Origin of the sequence: Streptomyces sp. NBC_00190 (genome assembly GCF_036203305.1) — a bacterium.
GTDB lineage: Bacteria > Actinomycetota > Actinomycetes > Streptomycetales > Streptomycetaceae > Streptomyces.
On the sequence record NZ_CP108131.1, the window covers coordinates 4978510 to 4996060 of the forward strand.

Sequence of the window (17551 nt, forward strand, 5' to 3'; positions counted from 1 at the left end):
CGCCATGAGCGAGGACCTGTGGTCCCTCCATGCCCCGATCGATGCGGAGCTCGCCGCTGCGCAGACGGTCACCAGCAGCGTCACCCTCATCATTCCGACCTTCAACGAGTCAGGAAACATCGACGAGTTGCTGCGCCGGCTCGGTGACGCGCTGCCCGAGCACCTGCCGTGCCAGGTGCTGTTCGTGGACGACTCCACGGACGACACCCCGGCCGTCATCGAGAAGGCGGCCGTGGAGTACCCCTTCCCGGTGGCCGTCCTGCACCGTGAGAGCGCCGTCGGCGGCCTCGGCGGCGCGGTCCTCGAAGGGGTGCGGCGGGCGGACACCGACTGGATCGTCGTCATGGACGCCGACCTCCAGCACCCGCCCCACCTGGTGCCCGAACTCGTCGGCGAGGGGATGCGCACCGGCGCCGACCTCGTCGTCGCCTCCCGCTACATCAGCGGCGGCAGCCGGGCCGGACTCGCCGGCAGCTACCGCATCGCCGTCTCGCGCGGCGCGACCTGGCTCACCAAGGGGCTCTTCCCGCGCGCCCTGCGCGGGATCAGCGACCCGATGAGCGGCTTCTTCGCCATGCGCCGCTCGGTGGTCACCGCGGAGGCCCTGAAGCCGCAGGGCTACAAGATCCTGCTGGAGCTGGCGGTGCGCTGCCGGCCGGCGAAGGTCGCCGAAGTGCCCTTCGTCTTCCAGGACCGCTTCTCGGGCGAGTCCAAGTCCACCGCCCGCGAGGGCATGCGCTTCCTCGCCCACCTCGCCTCGCTGCGCTCCGCGACCCCGCTGGCCCGGATGGTCGGCTTCGGCCTGATCGGGCTCTCCGGCTTCGTCCCGAACCTGGCCGCGCTCTGGCTGCTCACGCACGCCGGGATGCACTACCTCCCGGCGGAGATCGTCGCCAACCAGGCCGGGGTGCTGTGGAACTTCGTCCTCATCGAGGTCCTGCTCTTCCGGGACCGCCGCCACCGCCACTGGGCGGACCGGGTGGGCCGCTTCGCGCTGCTCGCCAATGCCGATCTGCTGCTGCGGATCCCGCTGATCGCGGTGTTCGTCGCCAAGCTCGGCATGTCGGTGCTGCCCGCCACCGCCCTCGCGCTGGTCACCACCTTCGTCCTTCGGTACGCGGCCACCGAGGCCCTTGTCTACCTGCCGCGCACCTCGCGCAAGGCGGGGCGCCACACCAGGAGTTGAGCCGCACAGAAGGGAAGCTTTCGATGCGTCTGAAGATCCGGCGGAGGGCGGGGCGGCGGGCCGCCCTGCTGGCCGTCGGGGCGACGACCGCAGGACTGCTGCTCACCGCACCGCAGCAGGCCACGGCCGGCCCGCCCAATCTGCTCACCAATCCAGGTTTCGAGACCGCCGGCGCGCCCGGCGCCGACATGCCGTCCTGCTGGTCCACATCGGGCTGGGGCGACAACGACTTCACCTTCGCCACCGTCGCCGACGCGCACACCGGCACCAAGGCGATGAAGGTCTCGCTCACCCGCCGCGTGAACGGCGACCGCAAGGCGCTGGTCACCGAGAACACCACCTGTGCCCCCACCGTCACGCCGGGCAAGCAGTACGACCTCTCCGCCTGGTACAAGTCGAACACCCCGGACGTCTCGGTGACGGTGTTCCGGCGGGTGGCCGCGACCGGGACCTGGCAGTACTGGACCGACCTGCAGAATCCGCCGGTCAGTGCCGGATGGGCGCGCACGCAGGTCCGTACGCCGGCTGTCCCGCCGGGCACCGAAAAGATCGCGTGGGGGCTGTCGGTCTACGGGGTGGGCACGCTCACCACCGACGACTACGCCCTGGAGGAGGTGGGCGCCGTCCCCCCGCAGCCCACCTGTTCGGGCACGGCGGAGGAGTGCGCCAAGGGCAAGTGGGAGGTGATCCCGGCCAAGAACCCGGTGCGCTCGATGCACGCCGTCGTGCTGAAGAACGGCAAGGTGCTGCTGATCGCGGGTTCGGGCAACGACATCGCCCAGTTCAACGCGGGCACCTTCACCTCGGCCGTCTACGACCCGGCGAACGGGTCGTTCAAGACGGTCCCGACGCCGGTGGACATGTTCTGCTCGGGCCATGTGCAGCTGGCCGACGGCCGGGTGCTGGTGATGAGCGGCAACAAGGGCTATCCCTCCGCCGACGGCAAGATCGGCTACCAGGGGCTGAAGGACTCGTACGTCTTCGACCCGGCGACCGAGGCGTACACGAAGACCAACGACATGAACGGCGGGCACTGGTACCCGTCGGCGACGATCCTCGGCAACGGTGACGTGATCTCCTTCGGCGGCCTGAAGGAGGACTCCACGGGCAACGTGACCGCGGAGAAGTTCTCGGCGGCGCAGAACAAGTGGCTGCCGATGAACGAGGTCAACCAGACCTGGTCGTACTGGGGTCTGTACCCGTCGATGATCCTCATGCAGGACGGGCGGCTCTTCTACTCGGGCAGCCACACCTTCGGCAACAACACGTCCGGCAGCGGCTCCTCGGTCTACGACTACAACGCCAACACCGTCACCGACGTGCCCGGGCTGCGCAACAAGGACCAGCGCGACGAGTCGGCGAGCGTGCTGCTGCCCCCGGCGCAGGACCAGCGGGTCCTGACCATCGGCGGCGGCAACAACGAGACGAACCCGGCCGCGAACCGGATCACCGACATCATCGACCTGAAGAAGCCGAGCCCCGCCTACACGGCCGGCCCGGACCTCCCGCAGGGCCTGGTCGACACGGGCGCGGGCAAGCGGCCGCAGACCGGCGCCGAGGGCAAGATGTACGTGTCGGCCGTGCTGCTGCCGGACGGCAAGGTGCTGGAGACCGGCGGTGGGCTGCACGACCGGGCCGACCCCGTCTTCGAGGCCTCGTTCTTCGACCCGGTGACCAACACCTACCAGGCGGGACTGGCCGCCGACCCGATCCCGCGGACCTACCACTCGGGGTCGTTCCTGATGCCGGACGGCCGGGTCATGTCGGTCGGCGACAACCCGGGCAACGGCACGTACAACCACAACGTGTCGATCTACACCCCGCCGTACCTCTTCAAGGGCCCGCGCCCGCAGATCACCTCGGTGATCGACACGCAGTGGGTGTACGGGGACACGCAGCGGATCACCGTCGACCGGCCGGTCGCCAAGGCGGAGCTGATCCGTCCGGCGGCGGTCACGCACTCGTCGGACCCGAACCAGCGGTTCGTGGACCTGCCGATGACGGTGAACGGGAACAACATCGATCTGGCCGTCACCAGCAACCCCAACCTGGCGCCGCCCGGCTGGTACATGCTCTTCGCGGTCGACGCGAACGGCGTCCCGTCGATCGCGACCTGGGTCCACCTGGGCGGGGCCCCGGCGCTGGCGGCCGCCGAGGAGCAGCCCGCCGCGCACGAGCACACCTTCGCCGACGAGCTGGGTCCCGCCAAGGACAACCCGGCCAAGCGGGAGTCCGTCCCGGTCGCGCCGAGCGTGGCCGGCTGCGACCGCCACTACGGCACGGTCAACCTGTGCGTACCGACCCGCTTCCCGGCGGAGGTGAAGGAGACGACGAAGGCCCGCTGCGACTGGCTGGCCGCCCACCAGTACCCGCAGCGCATGAAGGTCAACGGCAGCGACCCGCTGCGCCTGGACCCCGACCGCGACGGGTACGCCTGCTAAGCGGCAGTCCGCGCCTCGCCCCGCCGCAGTTCCCCGGCGGTGAGGGCGAGGCCCGCGGTGGCGGCCAGCAGGATCGCGGGGAGGACCAGGAACAGACGCCGCTCACCGGAGGCGACGGACTCGTACTGCTCGCGCGAGACCTCGACGCGCACGCGCGTCAGCGCGCTCGTGTCGAAGACGGAGTACCGGCCGTCCACGATCTGCGGATCCTGCATGTCCCCGGTACCGGACAGCCCGACGAGGACGGCACCGGCGAGGAGCAGCGCCGCGAGCGCCCCCTGCACCGCGCCCGGCAGACAACGGAAGGCGAGCCACTGCAGGCGCCTGGTCGCCCCGGCCCGCATCGAGCGCACCATGGCGGCGACGCCGAGGGGAAGGACGAGCAGGAGTCCGGCGGCCATGAGTCCGCGCGCCCCCGGCAGCGCCGGGGCCGCGGCGGCCAGCAGCAGTACCGCGCTCAGTGCCCCCGCGAGCGCGCCGTGTAACTTGAAGGTCCACCCCATGCGGTCACCTTGGCAGGCCCGCGCGGGAACGGCTAGTGAGAATACGCGGCGAGCGAGATGCCGACGTAGTGCGCGACGAAGGCCGCGAGGGTCAGGGAGTGGAAGACCTCGTGGAAGCCGAAGAAGCGGGGGGATGGGTTGGGTCGCTTCATTCCGTAGATGACCCCTCCCACGCTGTACAGCAGGCCGCCGACGATCACCAGGACCAGGACGGCGATGCCGCCGGTGTGCATGAAGTCGGGCAGGAAGAAGACCGCGGCCCAGCCCATGGCGATGTAGCACGGGGTGTACAGCCAGCGCGGCGCGCCCACCCAGAAGACGCGGAAGGCGATGCCCGCCGCGGCGGCGAGCCATACCGCCCACAGCAGGGTCCGTCCCGTGGAGGGCGGGAGCAGCAGGACGGTCAGCGGGGTGTAGGTCCCCGCGATGATGAGGAAGATGTTGGCGTGGTCGAGCCGCCGCAGGATGGCCTCGCCGCGCGGTCCCCAGGTGCCGCGGTGGTAGACGGCGCTGACGCCGAAGAGCAGGCAGGCGGTGAGGATGTAGACCCCGCAGGCCACGCGCGCCCGGGTCGAGTCGGTGAAGGCCATCAGCACCAGCCCCGCGACCACCACGGCGGGGAACATTCCAAGGTGCAGCCAGCCGCGCATCAGCGGCTTGGCCTCCGGCTCCGGTGCGGCGGCGGCGTCAGAAGTCATGAGCGACATGCTACCTACGGGTCCGTAGGTTTCCCTTAGTGCTCTTTACGGAAGATTGACGGACGTGGCGATGCTCACGTGAGAGGCCCTCTGGACATATGCGCACATGCACCGGATGATCAGATGAGTGCGGTCGACACCGGATGAGCGGAGCGCGAAGCGTCCGGGTCGCAGCCCCCACGGGGCCTACACCAAACAAACCCCTCAACAAGGAGCAATCGTGGCGCGCGACAACGCGGCTCCCACCAGTTCGACTCTTCCCACCAAGCATGCAGCGCTGATCTCCTGGGTGGACGAGATCGCAGCCCTCACCCAGCCGGACCGCGTCGTCTGGTGCGACGGCTCCGAGGGCGAGTACGAGCGCCTGTGCGAGGAGCTCGTCGCCAAGGGAACGTTCAAGAAGCTCGACGAGACGAAGCGCCCGAACTCCTACTACGCCGCCTCCGACCCCTCCGACGTCGCGCGCGTCGAGGACCGCACCTTCATCTGCTCCGAGAAGGAAGAGGACGCGGGCCCCACGAACCACTGGAAGGCTCCTTCCGAAATGAAGGAGATCTTTGCCGGGCAGGAAGGTATCTTCCGCGGCTCCATGAAGGGCCGGACGATGTACGTCGTCCCGTTCTGCATGGGCCCCCTCGGCTCCGAGCTCTCCGCGATCGGCGTCGAGATCACCGACTCCGCCTACGTCGCGGTCGCCATGCGCACCATGACCCGCATGGGCAAGCCCGTCCTGGACGAGCTCGGCACCGACGGCTTCTTCGTCAAGGCCGTCCACAGCCTCGGCGCTCCGCTCGCCGAGGGCGAGGCCGACGTCCCGTGGCCGTGCAACACCACCAAGTACATCTCGCACTTCCCCGAGACCCGCGAGATCTGGTCCTACGGATCCGGCTACGGCGGCAACGCCCTGCTCGGCAAGAAGTGCTACGCCCTGCGCATCGCGTCCGTCATGGCGCGCGACGAGGGCTGGCTGGCCGAGCACATGCTGATCCTCAAGCTCACCCCGCCGCAGGGTGAGGGCGAGGCCGCATCTCCGACGTACCTTGCCGCCGCCTTCCCGTCCGCCTGTGGCAAGACCAACCTGGCCATGCTGGAGCCCACGATCTCCGGCTGGACGGTGGAGACCATCGGCGACGACATCGCCTGGATGCGCTTCGGCGAGGACGGCCGCCTCTACGCGATCAACCCCGAGGCCGGCTTCTTCGGCGTCGCCCCCGGCACCGGCGAGCACACCAACGCCAACGCCATGAAGACGATGTACGCGAACACCGTCTTCACCAACGTCGCGCTCACCGACGACGGCGACGTGTGGTGGGAGGGCATGACCGAAGAGGCGCCCAAGCACCTCATCGACTGGAAGGGCAACGACTGGACTCCGGACTCGGAGACCCCGGCCGCCCACCCCAACGCCCGCTTCGCCGTCCCGGCCTCCCAGTGCCCGACGATCGCCGCCGAGTGGGAGGACCCCAAGGGCGTCCCGATCTCCGCGATCCTCTTCGGCGGCCGCCGCGCCTCCGCCGTGCCGCTGGTCACCGAGTCCTTCGACTGGAACCACGGCGTCTTCATCGGCTCGAACATCGCCTCCGAGAAGACCGCCGCCGCCGAGGGCAAGGTCGGCGAGCTGCGCCGCGACCCCTTCGCCATGCTGCCGTTCTGCGGCTACAACATGGGCGACTACATGGCCCACTGGGTCAAGGTCGCCGCCGACAAGGACCAGGCGAAGCTCCCGAAGATCTACTACGTGAACTGGTTCCGCAAGAACGACGCGGGCAAGTTCGTGTGGCCCGGCTTCGGCGAGAACAGCCGCGTCCTGAAGTGGATCGTCGGCCGCCTCGACGGCACCGCCGAAGGCGTCGAGACCCCCATCGGCATCCTGCCGACCAAGGACTCCCTCGACCTCGACGGCCTGGACCTCCCGGCCGAGGACCTCGACTTCCTCCTCACGGTCGACAAGGAGGTCTGGCGCGAGGAGGCCGCCCTGGTCCCCGAGCACCTGAACACCTACGGCGACCACACCCCCAAGGAGCTGTGGGACCAGTACCACGCGCTCGTGGAGCGCCTGGGCTGAGCCAGGACGCGCCCTGAAGAAGGGCCAATGAACGTGGGAGCCCCCGACCAAGCGGCGCCCACCGCTGTGGGAGCCCCCGACCAAGCGGCGCCCACCGCAGCACCGGCCTGTCAGGAGCGTCCGCGCTCCTCCAGATAGGTCGTGTGCGTCTGCTGACGGCCGGCCTCCACCTCGTGGAGGCCGGCCGTCACGCGTTCCGCCTCGTCGTAGAGGACCGCCAGCTGCCGTTCCAGGTGCCGCTCCGGCGACTCGGCACCCGACGTCATCCGCGTCCACCAGCGCGTCCGGTTGTACGTGTCCACGCACTCCGGGACGTCCAGCCGGATCGCCCGAGACAGCGCGTGCACCCACTCCGGCTCGGCGGCCAGCGCATCGGCCACCCACCCCGGATCGAGCAGGGCCGCGTACAGCTCCATCAGCTCGGCCAGCTTCCCGCCCGCCGCCGGCGGCAGGTCCACCTCGGCCAGGTATTCGCGCAGCCTCCCGAAATCCTCCCGTACGACACCCAGCTGCTCGGCGACGTCCGGGTACTGCGGCGGATCCACCCGCTCCGGCGGGGCGATCAGCGCGCCCGCGCCGTACAGCCCGGCGACCACCACCGGCCAGAACGAGCCGCCCACCCCGGCGAAGCTCAGGCCCAGACCGGCCACCCCGCAGGCGGAGCCGGCCAGGTTCTTCTTCGACTCCAGGTAGTGGAGAAAACCCGTACCGAGCGCCCTGCCGACGGCCGCGCCGGCCGCTCTATTGGTAGCCACGGATCTCCTCGAAGGCTCCGTTCAGCGAACCGTTCCCGTCGGTGGCGTCGAACATCCGCCCGCCGGTCAGTTCGGTGATGTGGGTGAGCTCCTTGCGGTCCGAGTCCCCGAACAGCACCGCGAAGACCGGGGTGTGCTTCTGCCCCTCGGGCAGCGCGGCGTAGAAGGAGTCGAAGTGCCCGGCCCCCACGCCCTCGGTGTTCTCGCCGTCCGTCATGAGCACGATCGAGGTGAACGCGTCCGAACCGCCCTTGCCGAGCTGCTCGTACGCCGCCTCCAGGCTGCTGTAGACCGCCGTACCCCCCTCCGGCTGCAAGGACTTCACGTCGCCCCGGATCGCGTCCAGGGCCGGCCCCGGATTGCCGGGCTCGACCACGTGCGTCCGTACCTTCTTCACCTTGGACCCGAACGGCAGGAGCGTCACCTCCTCGCGGTCCCGGAACCGCTCCCCGGTCCCCGAACTCCCGCTGCCCGTCAGGTCCGTGAGCGCCGCCTTCAGCCGCCCGATGCGGTCGTCGTCGGCCATCGAACCCGAGGTGTCCAGGACGTACACCGTCCGCGAGGGCCGGCGCAGCTCGTTCTCGTACGAGGCCAGCAGCCCGTCGGCGACCGCGAGCGAGCCGGGGAACGGCAGCTCGCGCCGCATCGAAGCGCCCAGCCCGGGGGCCGGCGCCACCTCGGCCGCGACCGGCCGGCGGAAGGTCTTCCCGGTGATCTCCGCTTGCGCCTGTGCCCCGCGCAGGTACTCCGTCAGCGCCCGCCCCGACTCGCGGGCCCCGGCCGGGGCCGAGGTCAGCAGGGTCAGCGGGTAGTGTGCGGTGACCACGCCGTCACGCGGCCGGATCACCGTCAGCGGAGCCTTCGCGTCCCGGTTCATCGAGAGCAGCACCGACTCGTAGTTCACCAGCGCGTCCACGTCCGGGCGCTGGGCGTAGGCGGTGGCGAGCCAGCCGGAGGAGCCCGAGGTCAGCTTCTGCCCGCCGAAGAACTCCTTCAGCCGGGGCGCGGCCGCCTTCACGTCCGCGTCCGTCAGCGCCGCCTGCGCGCCCGACAGGCCCGAGGCCACCGAGACCAGCGCGGAGAAACCGGAGTTCGAGCGCACCGGGTCGGTCATCCCGTACGTCAGCCTGCCGCCCGCGACCGCCTCGTGCACCGCCGACCAGGTGACCTCCTCCGGCTTCCAGCCGAGCCGGGCCAACGATTCCGGCTTCACACCGAGGGCGACGGGCGAGGACATCACCGGGGTCTCGTTGGCGAGCTTCCCGGCGGCCTGCGGACGCAGCCGCAGATAGTCGTTCGAGGACAGCCAGATCGCGTCGTACTTTCCGTCGGCCTTCCCGGAGGCGACCTGCTCGGCGGCGTCTAGGGTCCCGGACCAGGTGAGGTTCACGGTGACCCCGGTGGCCTTCCTGGCCTGCTCCAGCACCGGCTGCATGTCGGCGAGCTCACTGGAGGCCAGCACCCGCAGGGTGCCCTCCTTGTAGGCGGTCGGCTTCGGGTCGCCGGGCCGGTCGGACCCCTCCGAGGTGCAGCCGCTCACCGCGACGAGCGAAGCGAGGGCCAGGCCCGCGACCAGCCGGCCCCGCCGGTACTCGCGCCCGCTCACTGGACACCGCCCTCGAGCACACTCGCGGTGCGCGTGCGCGCGAGATGCGCCGAGGCCGTCCGGAGTTCCCCGGTCAGGGACTCCACGGTCGCGGCCATGTTCTCCGTGGCCTGCACCTTGAAGGTGTCGATCGCGTCGAGCGTCTGGTAGATCTGCGCGAACGCCGTCCGCAGGGTCTCCGCGCCCACCGCCGGATCGGCCGCGATCCGCTGGATCTCGCCGCTCTGCGTGGACAGCATCTGCGCGTTGCCCCGGATCAGCTCCTCGGTGGTGCCGCGCAACGCGTTGACCTGCTCGGTCACCTTGCGCTGGTTGTCGAGGGCCGAGGCCAGCATCACGGCGATCCGCAGCGCGGACACCGTGGTGGTCGCGGCCCGGTCGACGCCCTTGATCAACTCCTCGTTGTTGCGCCGGACCACGTCCATCGCCAGGTAGCCCTGCGCGCACACCGCCAGCTGCGTCAGCAGGTCCTGGTGCTTCTGCCGGACGGGGAAGAGCACGTCCGCGCGCATCGCGTCGGCCTGCTGCGGGTCGGAGCGCTCGGCCTCGGCGATCCGCTGCTCGACGGCGATGTCCAGGGCCTCGGTCAGGACCGCGTACTCCTGGAGCTTGCCCATGGTCTCCCAGAGCCGCGAGCGCTCGGTGTGCAAGGCCGCGTTGTCGCGGCGCAGCTCGTCCTGGCCGCCGCGCAGCGCGCCCACGATCTTGTTGAGGGTGGCCTGCGAGGAGGCGTACTTGGCCACGTGGTCGCGGAACCTGTTGCCGCCCGGCAGCTTCGCGAGCAGCTTGCCGACCCCCTTGGCGGGCGTGTCCCGCGGGTCGAGGTCCTCGACGGTGCGCCGCAGTTCGACGAGGGAGCCGGCCACCCGGGCCTGCGCGTCGCCGCCCCCGTCGGAGCCGAGCGAGCGCACCGCCCGCTCCAGCATCCGGTTGGACTGCTGGGCGGCGGAGCGGATGTCGGCCGAGCCGAGCCCGGCGATCTCGCCGATGCGCTGCGCGAACTCGGGGGAGCGGGTGTCGATCCCGGCGAGCGTGCCGACGTACTCCCCGGCACGGCGGGCCATCTCGTCGCGGACGCCGTCCTGGAGCGGTACGAGGCCGGCCGCCTGCTCCTTGCGGACGGGCGCGACGGGCTCGGGAGCGCTGAGGACGAGCGGGCCGTCCTCGGGAGGTGTAAGTGTCACGGTGTGTCCCCCTGGCCCTTGGCGCGTGCGGCCAGCGCCATCAGGATCTTGACGGTGGGTGTGCCGACCTGGCGGATGCCGGTCAGCCCCGGGTTGAGGTACGCGGCGTGCGGCGCGGTGGCGGCGGTGAACTCGGGCACGCCGTCCTGCGGGCGGAACCCGTGGCGCAGGGCCAGCTCGCGCAGCTTCGGATCGGTCGCGAGGAGGGTGCCGAGCTCCTTGGCCTTGTCGCTGAGCGGCACGAAGGTGTGCGCCGTGTTGACCGTGGTGTCCGGGTAGAGGACCACCATGTCGTCGACGTTCCCGCCACCCTGCTTCTGCAGGAGCAAGGACGCCACCTGGGACTCGTAGACCAGGATGAGCGGTTCGCCGCTGCCGCTGATGAAGGCCCGGAAGGGGTCGTCGGTGCTCGGCTCCAGGGCTCCCTGGACGGAGATCAGCTTGCGCAGCAGCGGGGCGGTGCGGGCGATCCCGGCGTCGTCGGAGACCACGTTGTTGCCGTTCGCCACGTTGGAGGTGGCGGCGAGGAAGAGGGCGCCGGAGTTGGAGGTGGCCGGGTCGGTGGTCTTGATGAACACGGTGCCGGTCAGCTCGGCGTGGGCGGAGGAGCCGGGCAGCTGCTGCCAGGTGCGGTCCTCGGCGGCGGCCTTGAGGAAGGGGCCCATGAGGAGGGTTCCGGTGTTCTTGCCGGTCGTCTTCGCGAGGCCGTTGTCGGCGAGGACCTTGGCGGCGTTGGAACGGGCGATCACGACGAGCGGGGAGTAGAAGGGCTTGGTCTCCTGCGCGCCCTTGACCCCGGCTGCGGCTTCCACCTCCTTGGCGGGTTCACTGCTGCTGGGGAAGGCGAAGTCGAGCTTCTTGAGGTCGAGCTGGTCCATCGCCCAGGAGCCCGAGGTCTCCGTCTTCACTTCGTACTTCTTGGCTGCAAGAGCCTTGACGACGTCCGGGTCGTGGAAGAATTCCGACTTCTCCGAGCCGATGACGCCGTTCACCACGGTCTTCGTTGCCGTGGGGTCTGGGTCGTGCCCCTGGAAGAAGGCGATGAAGAGCACGCCTCCGAGGAGGAGCACACCCAGGACGATTCCTAGGATGCGTCTCACGGGTGCAGAGTGCTCGCGGAAACCCACATTCCGCGACGGGTTGAATGAACGTCAGGTGTCCAGGCGGTCCCACTTCGAAATGCTGTGTGAGCCCGAGGGTGCTGGTGGGAGGGGCGGCCGCCCGGGAGGATCTGGGCATGGGCGTGAGCGCATTGAAGTGGCAGGGCTGGCTGGTCGGCCTGGTGACACTGGCCGGGCTGCTGGTGTTCGCCCCGCTGGGGCTGTACGTGTGGGCGAGCGGCGAGCCGCCCCGCGAGGTGGTGGAGGACGTACGGGCCCGGGTGACCGGGTGTCGAATCGATCCGGCGAGCCGGCGCGTGGCGGCGACGGTGGAGGCGACGGGACAGGGCTCGTACGTGGTCACGGTGGAGTTCCGCGACCGGGAACACGCCGAGCCGGGCGCGCGGGTCGCGCAGGCCCTGGTGAAGATCCCGGGCGTGGCCCCCGGAACGCCGGAACGTGCCGAGGCGGTCGGCCCTGTCTGGCCGGTGGCGACGGTCCCGTGGTGCGGGGTCGCGGGCGTGGCGCTGACGGAGCAGCTGGAGCACTGAGCCAAGCCCTGCCGGGCCGCGCAGCGGCACATCCGCATCCGCATCCGGAGGTGTCCCCGCACGGGCCGGGCTCCGTCCGCCGGGCTCCCCGCAGGGGTATGGCGCCCGGTCCGGAGCCTCCGCGGCCCCGGACCGGGGCCGTCAGTGGGCGCCGGCCAGGTCCAGGGACGTCAGGGCGGCGGCGTGGGCGTCCATGCGCTCGGCGGCGAGGATCGCGACGGTGGTGTCGGCGCGGGACGCGGCGACGAGGAGCGCGCGGGCGGCGAGGTCGTGCGCGCGCTGGTGCAGGGCGGCGCCGTCGCCGGCAGGCTCCTGCTGCGGCGCGCGGGCGGGCTGGGCCCCCCGCAGCCGCGCGACCTGTGCCGCGATCCTCGTGGCGTCCTCGGCGAGCCCGAGCTCGTCGGTGACGGCGAGCAGGGCGGCGAGATGCCCGGCGAGCTGGATGTCCAGCGCTTCGCCGCGGCTCCGGTGCGGATAGTCGGTCGTCGGGCTGCCGCCCACGCGGTGGACGACCGACTTGGTGCGGATCGGCTCGTACATGAGGTGGCCTCCTGCGTGGTCAGGAGACCATCCTACATTGGATCCGTTCTAAAGTTGAGCTCAATCCTATTGTCTGACTCGCGTGGCGCTAGGGCTGGCTGTAACCGTCGAGGAAGTTCCCGATCCGCGTCACGGCATCGGCCAGGTCCACGGCGTTCGGCAGGGTCACGATCCGGAAGTGGTCGGGCTCGGGCCAGTTGAAGCCCGTACCGTGCACGACCATGATCTTCTCGGCCCGCAGCAGGTCCAGGACCATCTGCCGGTCGTCCTTGATCTTGTAGACGGACGGGTCGAGCTTGGGGAAGGCGTACAGCGCGCCCTTCGGCTTCACGCAGGTGACACCGGGGATCTGGGTGAGCAGGTCGTACGCGACGTTGCGCTGCTCCAGGATCCGCCCGCCGGGCAGGACCAGGTCCTCGATCGACTGCCGGCCGCCGAGCGCGGTGGCCACGGCGTGCTGCGAGGGCATGTTCGCGCACAGGCGCATGTTCGCGAGGATCGTGAGGCCCTCGATGTACGAGGAGGCGTTCTGCTTCGGGCCGCAGACCGCCATCCAGCCGGCCCGGTAGCCGGCGACGCGGTAGTTCTTCGAGAGCCCGTTGAAGGTCAGCGTCAGCAGGTCCGGCGCGATGGCGGCGGTGTTGGTGTGGGTCACGCCGTCGTAGAGGATCCGGTCGTAGATCTCGTCCGAGCAGACGACCAGGTTGTGGCGGCGGGCGATGTCCGTGAGCCCGCGCAGCATCTCGTCGTCGTAGACGGCGCCGGTCGGGTTGTTCGGGTTGATGATCACGATCGCGCGGGTGCGGTCGGTGATCTTGCGCTCGATGTCGGCGAGGTCCGGCATCCAGTCGGACTGCTCGTCGCACCGGTAGTGCACGGCCGTGCCGCCCGCGAGGCTGACGCAGGCCGTCCACAGCGGGTAGTCCGGCGCGGGGACGAGGACCTCGTCGCCGTCGTCGAGCAGCGCCTGCATCGACATCTGGATCAGCTCGGAGGCGCCGTTGCCGAGGTAGATGTCCTCGACGTCCAGCTCGATGCCCTTGGTCTGGTAGTGCTGCATGACCGCGCGGCGCGCGGAGAGCAGCCCCTTCGCGTCCCCGTACCCGTGGGCGGTGCCCAGGTTGCGGAGCATGTCCTCAAGGATCTCCGGCGGGCACTCGAAGCCGAAGGCCGCGGGGTTGCCGGTGTTGAGCTTGAGGATGCGATGACCTGCTGCTTCGAGCCGCATCGCCTCTTCGAGGACGGGGCCGCGGATCTCGTAGCAGACATTGGCGAGTTTCGTTGACTGGATCACCTGCATAACGGGAGCTTACGGGGCTCCCCGTGAGCCCGCTGGGGCATTTCGGCCGAACATGAAGGTAGATATGTCCCATTTCGCGCGATGGGTGGGTGACGGCGCGCTCCGCCCTTGGAAACGGGGGCCGCGCCGCCGTTCCGGCCTGCGGAATGGGTGAGGCGTGAGCGGGGTCCGAGCGCCGGTGTTGCGCTCGTCACCCCTGGGGGTGATGCCCGGGGGTGAGCCCATGGGCTGAGTGGGTGGGGCTGAGCGGGTGGGGCTGAGTACGCGGGCTGAGTACGCGGGCTGAGTACGCGGGCTCATGCGTCGGGGGGCGGCCGTGGGGAGGCTGGGGGCATGAGTCAGGGCGAGTGGAAGCCGGCGGACCACCGCCTGGGCGCCGACCGGGTCGGCACGGTGATCGCGGCCGTGGCGGGCGGCCTCGTGATCGCGGGGGCGGTCTTCATGGCGTTCCTGCTGGTGCTGCTGGTCGGGTACAGCCGGTGAAGGGTGCGGGGCAGTGGATTTCGTAGTCGGTGACATGGCGATCACCACGGTCGGCACGGACGGTGACGACCGGGCGATCGAGTTCTCCGTGACGCGGCGCGGGGGCGATGCGCAGGAGGCGCACTTCGTGATCCACCGCGACCACGACCAGGGCTGGGAGACCGCCCGCCTCACCGTCGACCCGCGGGTGAGCGGCATCGGCGTCCCCGTGGCCGCGGTGGAGTGGGCGGTGGAGTTCGCCAGGGAGTACCTCTGAGGGGGCGGGGGCGGGGCGGGGGGCTTCGGGGGGCGGGGTGTCCGCTGGGCGGGATCAGGGATGCGGTCGGTGGCTTCGGGCGGGCTGCCGCATACCGTTTCGATATGAAGCCGCTGAGGATCATTGCCGGGGATGCCACGAGTCCGCAGGCCAAGGGGCCCAAGGTCATTGCCCATGTCTGCAATGACCTCGGAGGGTGGGGGAAGGGCTTCGTGCTGGCCGTTTCGAAGCGGTGGCCCGAGCCGGAGGCCGCGTTCCGGGCCTGGCACCGGGGGCGCAGCGGGAACGACTTCGGGCTCGGGGCCGTGCAACTGGTGCGGGTGCAGCCCGACGTGTGGGTAGCCAACATGGTCGGCCAGCGCGGGATACGCACCGGGAGCGGGGGGCCGCCGATCCGGTACGACGCCGTGGAGCGCTGCCTCGCCGCGTTGGCCGACCAGGCCGTCGAGCTGGGGGCGTCCGTCCACATGCCGCGCATCGGCTGCGGGCTGGCCGGCGGGAAGTGGTCCCGTATCGAGCCGCTGATCACCGACGCGTTGTGCGCGCGCGACGTGGAGGTGAGCGTCTACGACCACGCGTGACAGTGGTGGACGGACCGCGACCGCCAGAGCAACTCCGGGAGGAACGGCCGCCGCCGTGCCATGCTCGCCGGTGACCGCAAGGACGCCGGTCCGGGCGTTCGTCGCCACAACGACATCGGAGGAAGCGCGCCATGGAGTACCGGTACGCCACCGAGGCGGACGCGCCCGCCATGGCCGAACTCTTCGCCGCCAACCACCATGACGCCCTGACACCGGAGCAGCGCGCCCGGCAGGGCTTCGTACAGGGCGCGTTCGACGTCGCCACGTTGGGCGCCATGGCCGCGGCCGGGGAGCTGCTCGTCGCGGACGACGAGGGCCGGGTCGCCGGGCTGCTGGCCCTGTCGGTGGCCGAGGACATGCCCGCCCCGCCGCCTGCGGTCGCGGGCCTGCTCCAGGCCCAGGACACGCTGGAGTGGGAGGGCCGCCCGCTGAGCGAGGTGAGCTGGCTGCTCTACGGGCCGGTCGTGGTCGACGCGGGCTACCGGGGTCACGGCGTGGCCCGGGCGCTGTTCACCATGGCCCTGGCGGCGGCATCGGGACGGGCCGACGTGGTGGTGGCCTTCATCGAAGCCGGGAACGCGCCTTCCTGGAAGGCGCACGTGGACGGCTTCGGCATGACCCCGCTCGGCGACTACGTCACCGGTGGGCGCACGTACAGCGCGGTCGCCGCGGCCGCCTCCTGACGGAATCCCGCGCACACGTCGAAGTGGCTGACCCGGCACGTGTCCGAAGGGAGGGAGGCGCCGAGGTTCACGGCCGTGCCGTCGCCCGCGATGCGCCAGCGCTTGCCCGCCGGCACGAGGTGGCAGGGGGCCTCGCCGGGCTCGATGAGGATCCACTTGCCCCGGACGGTCCTGTGCCAGTACGCGGCTTCGCCGCAGTGACGGCAGGCGGCGGGGGTGCCCTCGCGGGGATCGGACGGACGTTGCCGGCCGATGGTGACGAGGGCGTCCGCCAGGACGTTCGCGAGGAGGAACGGCCCGGTGTCCCGGCTCCGGTCCTGCTCCTGGGTGTGTGCGTGCAACTGTTCCCCCCTTCCGCTCTGTTGGTAGCGGAAGGAGGGTGGGTCGGGCGACCGGTTCGGTGATCAGTGACCCGAACGGGTCGTGACGGTGTTCGGCGCCGCGCCCCGGGCGTCCCCGGGGCTCAGGCGGACGCCGTGACCCTGGCCGCGAAGGCGTCCAGGTTGTCGGACATGCGCGCGAGGCGCTCGTCCTGGGTGAGGGACTCCTCGTACCGGCCGGCGCGCAGCTTCGGCTGCCGCTTGCCGCGTACGTACAGGGGGCAGGCGAGGTCCGCGCAGACGTAGATGCCGACGGTGTTGCCGTCACGGCCCCGGGCGCCTGCCAGCGGGGCGGCGAGCAGGGTGACCCCGGAGGAGGCGTGGCCGGTCAGGCAGATCTGGCAGAGGCTGGACTTCACCGCGCTGGTGCGGTTCACGGCGGGCACCCGTAGCGAGATGCCCACCGGGCCCTCGGACGTCGGCCGTACGAGATGTGCCCGCAGCGGCGCCCCCGGATCCACCCAGCCGAGGAAGTCCAGGTCCTCCCAGGGCAGTTCGGCGAAGTCCAGGGGCAGCCGCAGCCGCGCCGCCTCACCCTTGGTGCAGTTCACGAAGGATGAGCGGATTTGTTTCTCGGTGAGTGGTTCCACGGGCGTCGACCCTACGTGTGCCCTGACCAGCCCGCACCCCAATAAGCCGGGCACGCAGGAACCATTCCTCAGCGCTGCAGGATGACCAGCGGGATCTCGCGCGGCCAGGCGGCCACCTGGTCGTCCTCGTACGGGGGCCACAGGCCCGTCATCATGTCCCAGTACGTGTCCCGCTCCGTCGGTGTCGCCGTGCGGGCGGTCGCCTTGAAGGCGGCGGCGCCGACCTGGACGCGGGTCTCCGGGTGGGCGGTGAGGTTCTCGTACCAGGCCGGGTGGTCCGCGGCGCCGTAGGCCGAGGCCAGGACGATGAGGCGGGCCGCGTCCCGGTCCTCGCCGTAGATCAGCGGGGTACGGACGGTGCGGCCGGTGGCGCGGTCGACCGTGGTGAGCAGCAGGGTGGGGACCCCGTGCCACAGATGGCCGTCGGCGCCCGCCGTGGTCACGTACGCGCGGACGTGGTCCAGCTGTGGGCCGGGTCTGGGGTCCGTGGGGCGGTCCCAGTCGATGTCGAGAGCGTGCATTCACCAGTCCTTAGGGTTGTGGCCCCCGGACGGCTAACGAGCATTCACCGGCTCTGGATGCGGTCCGGAGCCGCCGTACCCCGCCCCGCACCCCGCCCCGGATACGACCCCGCCCCCGGATACGACCC

19 protein-coding genes are annotated in these 17551 nt (G+C 70.8%); 8 read left to right on the forward strand and 11 right to left on the reverse strand.

Translation table 11 applies throughout. The features are described 5' to 3' along the window. The first annotated feature begins 4 nt into the window (after window positions 1-4). Both OG429_RS24130 and OG429_RS24135 read left to right on the forward strand, forming a co-directional pair. A complete protein-coding gene (locus tag OG429_RS24130) occupies window positions 5-1186 on the forward strand; it encodes a glycosyltransferase family 2 protein (protein ID WP_328927347.1) in 1182 nt (393 codons plus the stop codon). 23 nt (window positions 1187-1209) lie between these two features. Then, window positions 1210-3627 carry a galactose oxidase-like domain-containing protein gene (locus OG429_RS24135; protein ID WP_328927348.1) on the forward strand — a complete coding sequence of 806 codons (2418 nt, stop codon included), beginning with the start codon at window positions 1210-1212 and terminating at the stop codon, window positions 3625-3627. On the opposite strand, the gene OG429_RS24140 is transcribed toward OG429_RS24135, so the two are convergent. Together OG429_RS24140 and trhA are read right to left on the reverse strand one after the other, a co-directional pair. Continuing rightward, on the reverse strand, window positions 3624-4130 hold the full coding sequence (locus OG429_RS24140; protein ID WP_328927349.1) for a hypothetical protein: 507 nt from the start codon (window positions 4128-4130) through the stop codon (window positions 3624-3626). The two genes, OG429_RS24135 and OG429_RS24140, sit on opposite strands and share 4 nt — an antisense overlap. Before the next feature lie 32 nt (window positions 4131-4162). After that, a complete protein-coding gene (gene trhA / locus OG429_RS24145; protein WP_405678792.1) occupies window positions 4163-4828 on the reverse strand; it encodes a PAQR family membrane homeostasis protein TrhA in 666 nt (221 codons plus the stop codon). Window positions 4829-5048: 220 nt separating this feature from the next. Between trhA and OG429_RS24150 the strand changes: the two genes are divergently transcribed. Further along, window positions 5049-6893, forward strand: coding sequence for a phosphoenolpyruvate carboxykinase (GTP) (locus OG429_RS24150; protein WP_328927351.1), 1845 nt, complete (start codon window positions 5049-5051; stop codon window positions 6891-6893). 110 nt (window positions 6894-7003) lie between these two features. Here the strand turns inward: OG429_RS24150 and OG429_RS24155 are convergent, their stop codons facing one another. Genes OG429_RS24155 through OG429_RS24170 form a run of 4 tightly spaced genes read right to left on the reverse strand, consistent with a single transcriptional unit; the run spans window position 7004 to window position 11538 of the window. Next, window positions 7004-7648 carry a hypothetical protein gene (locus OG429_RS24155; protein ID WP_328927352.1) on the reverse strand — a complete coding sequence of 215 codons (645 nt, stop codon included), beginning with the start codon at window positions 7646-7648 and terminating at the stop codon, window positions 7004-7006. Further along, on the reverse strand, window positions 7635-9254 hold the full coding sequence (locus OG429_RS24160; RefSeq protein WP_328927353.1) for a substrate-binding and vWA domain-containing protein: 1620 nt from the start codon (window positions 9252-9254) through the stop codon (window positions 7635-7637). Before OG429_RS24160 ends, OG429_RS24155 begins: the two co-directional genes overlap by 14 nt. Next, a complete protein-coding gene (locus OG429_RS24165) occupies window positions 9251-10438 on the reverse strand; it encodes a toxic anion resistance protein (protein WP_328927354.1) in 1188 nt (395 codons plus the stop codon). Before OG429_RS24165 ends, OG429_RS24160 begins: the two co-directional genes overlap by 4 nt. Next, window positions 10435-11538, reverse strand: a complete 1104-nt coding sequence (locus tag OG429_RS24170) for a substrate-binding domain-containing protein (RefSeq protein ID WP_328927355.1) — start codon at window positions 11536-11538, stop codon at window positions 10435-10437. Before OG429_RS24170 ends, OG429_RS24165 begins: the two co-directional genes overlap by 4 nt. Before the next feature lie 143 nt (window positions 11539-11681). Here OG429_RS24170 and OG429_RS24175 point away from each other — a divergent pair, with 143 nt between their 5' ends. Next, the gene (locus tag OG429_RS24175) at window positions 11682-12089 is read left to right on the forward strand and encodes a hypothetical protein (RefSeq protein WP_328927356.1); all 408 of its coding nucleotides are present in this window, start codon (window positions 11682-11684) and stop codon (window positions 12087-12089) included. Between the two features lie 141 nt (window positions 12090-12230). On the opposite strand, the gene OG429_RS24180 is transcribed toward OG429_RS24175, so the two are convergent. Together OG429_RS24180 and OG429_RS24185 are read right to left on the reverse strand one after the other, a co-directional pair. Next, window positions 12231-12629, reverse strand: a complete 399-nt coding sequence (locus OG429_RS24180) for an SCO4983 family protein (RefSeq protein ID WP_328927357.1) — start codon at window positions 12627-12629, stop codon at window positions 12231-12233. A gap of 88 nt (window positions 12630-12717) precedes the next feature. Next, entirely contained in the window at window positions 12718-13929 is a 1212-nt protein-coding gene (locus OG429_RS24185) for a pyridoxal phosphate-dependent aminotransferase (protein WP_328927358.1), read from the reverse strand. Between the two features lie 333 nt (window positions 13930-14262). On the opposite strand from OG429_RS24185, the gene OG429_RS24190 reads away from it, so the two are divergent. The 4 genes from OG429_RS24190 (at window position 14263) to OG429_RS24205 (ending at window position 15932) form a co-directional block, all read left to right on the forward strand. Further along, window positions 14263-14412 carry a hypothetical protein gene (locus OG429_RS24190; protein ID WP_328927359.1) on the forward strand — a complete coding sequence of 50 codons (150 nt, stop codon included), beginning with the start codon at window positions 14263-14265 and terminating at the stop codon, window positions 14410-14412. A gap of 13 nt (window positions 14413-14425) precedes the next feature. After that, on the forward strand, window positions 14426-14668 hold the full coding sequence (locus tag OG429_RS24195) for a hypothetical protein (protein WP_328927360.1): 243 nt from the start codon (window positions 14426-14428) through the stop codon (window positions 14666-14668). Between the two features lie 104 nt (window positions 14669-14772). After that, window positions 14773-15249 carry a macro domain-containing protein gene (locus OG429_RS24200; protein ID WP_328927361.1) on the forward strand — a complete coding sequence of 159 codons (477 nt, stop codon included), beginning with the start codon at window positions 14773-14775 and terminating at the stop codon, window positions 15247-15249. A gap of 131 nt (window positions 15250-15380) precedes the next feature. Next, complete coding sequence (locus OG429_RS24205; protein WP_328927362.1) at window positions 15381-15932, forward strand: GNAT family N-acetyltransferase; 552 nt, start codon at window positions 15381-15383, stop codon at window positions 15930-15932. On the opposite strand, the gene OG429_RS24210 is transcribed toward OG429_RS24205, so the two are convergent. From OG429_RS24210 to OG429_RS24220, 3 genes are all read right to left on the reverse strand, one after another. After that, a complete protein-coding gene (locus tag OG429_RS24210; RefSeq protein ID WP_328927363.1) occupies window positions 15881-16273 on the reverse strand; it encodes a DUF6083 domain-containing protein in 393 nt (130 codons plus the stop codon). The genes OG429_RS24205 and OG429_RS24210 overlap by 52 nt on opposite strands. Before the next feature lie 122 nt (window positions 16274-16395). After that, a complete protein-coding gene (locus OG429_RS24215; protein WP_328927364.1) occupies window positions 16396-16902 on the reverse strand; it encodes an FBP domain-containing protein in 507 nt (168 codons plus the stop codon). A gap of 68 nt (window positions 16903-16970) precedes the next feature. After that, complete coding sequence (locus OG429_RS24220) at window positions 16971-17423, reverse strand: nitroreductase/quinone reductase family protein (protein WP_328927365.1); 453 nt, start codon at window positions 17421-17423, stop codon at window positions 16971-16973. Between the last annotated feature and the right edge of the window lie 128 nt (window positions 17424-17551).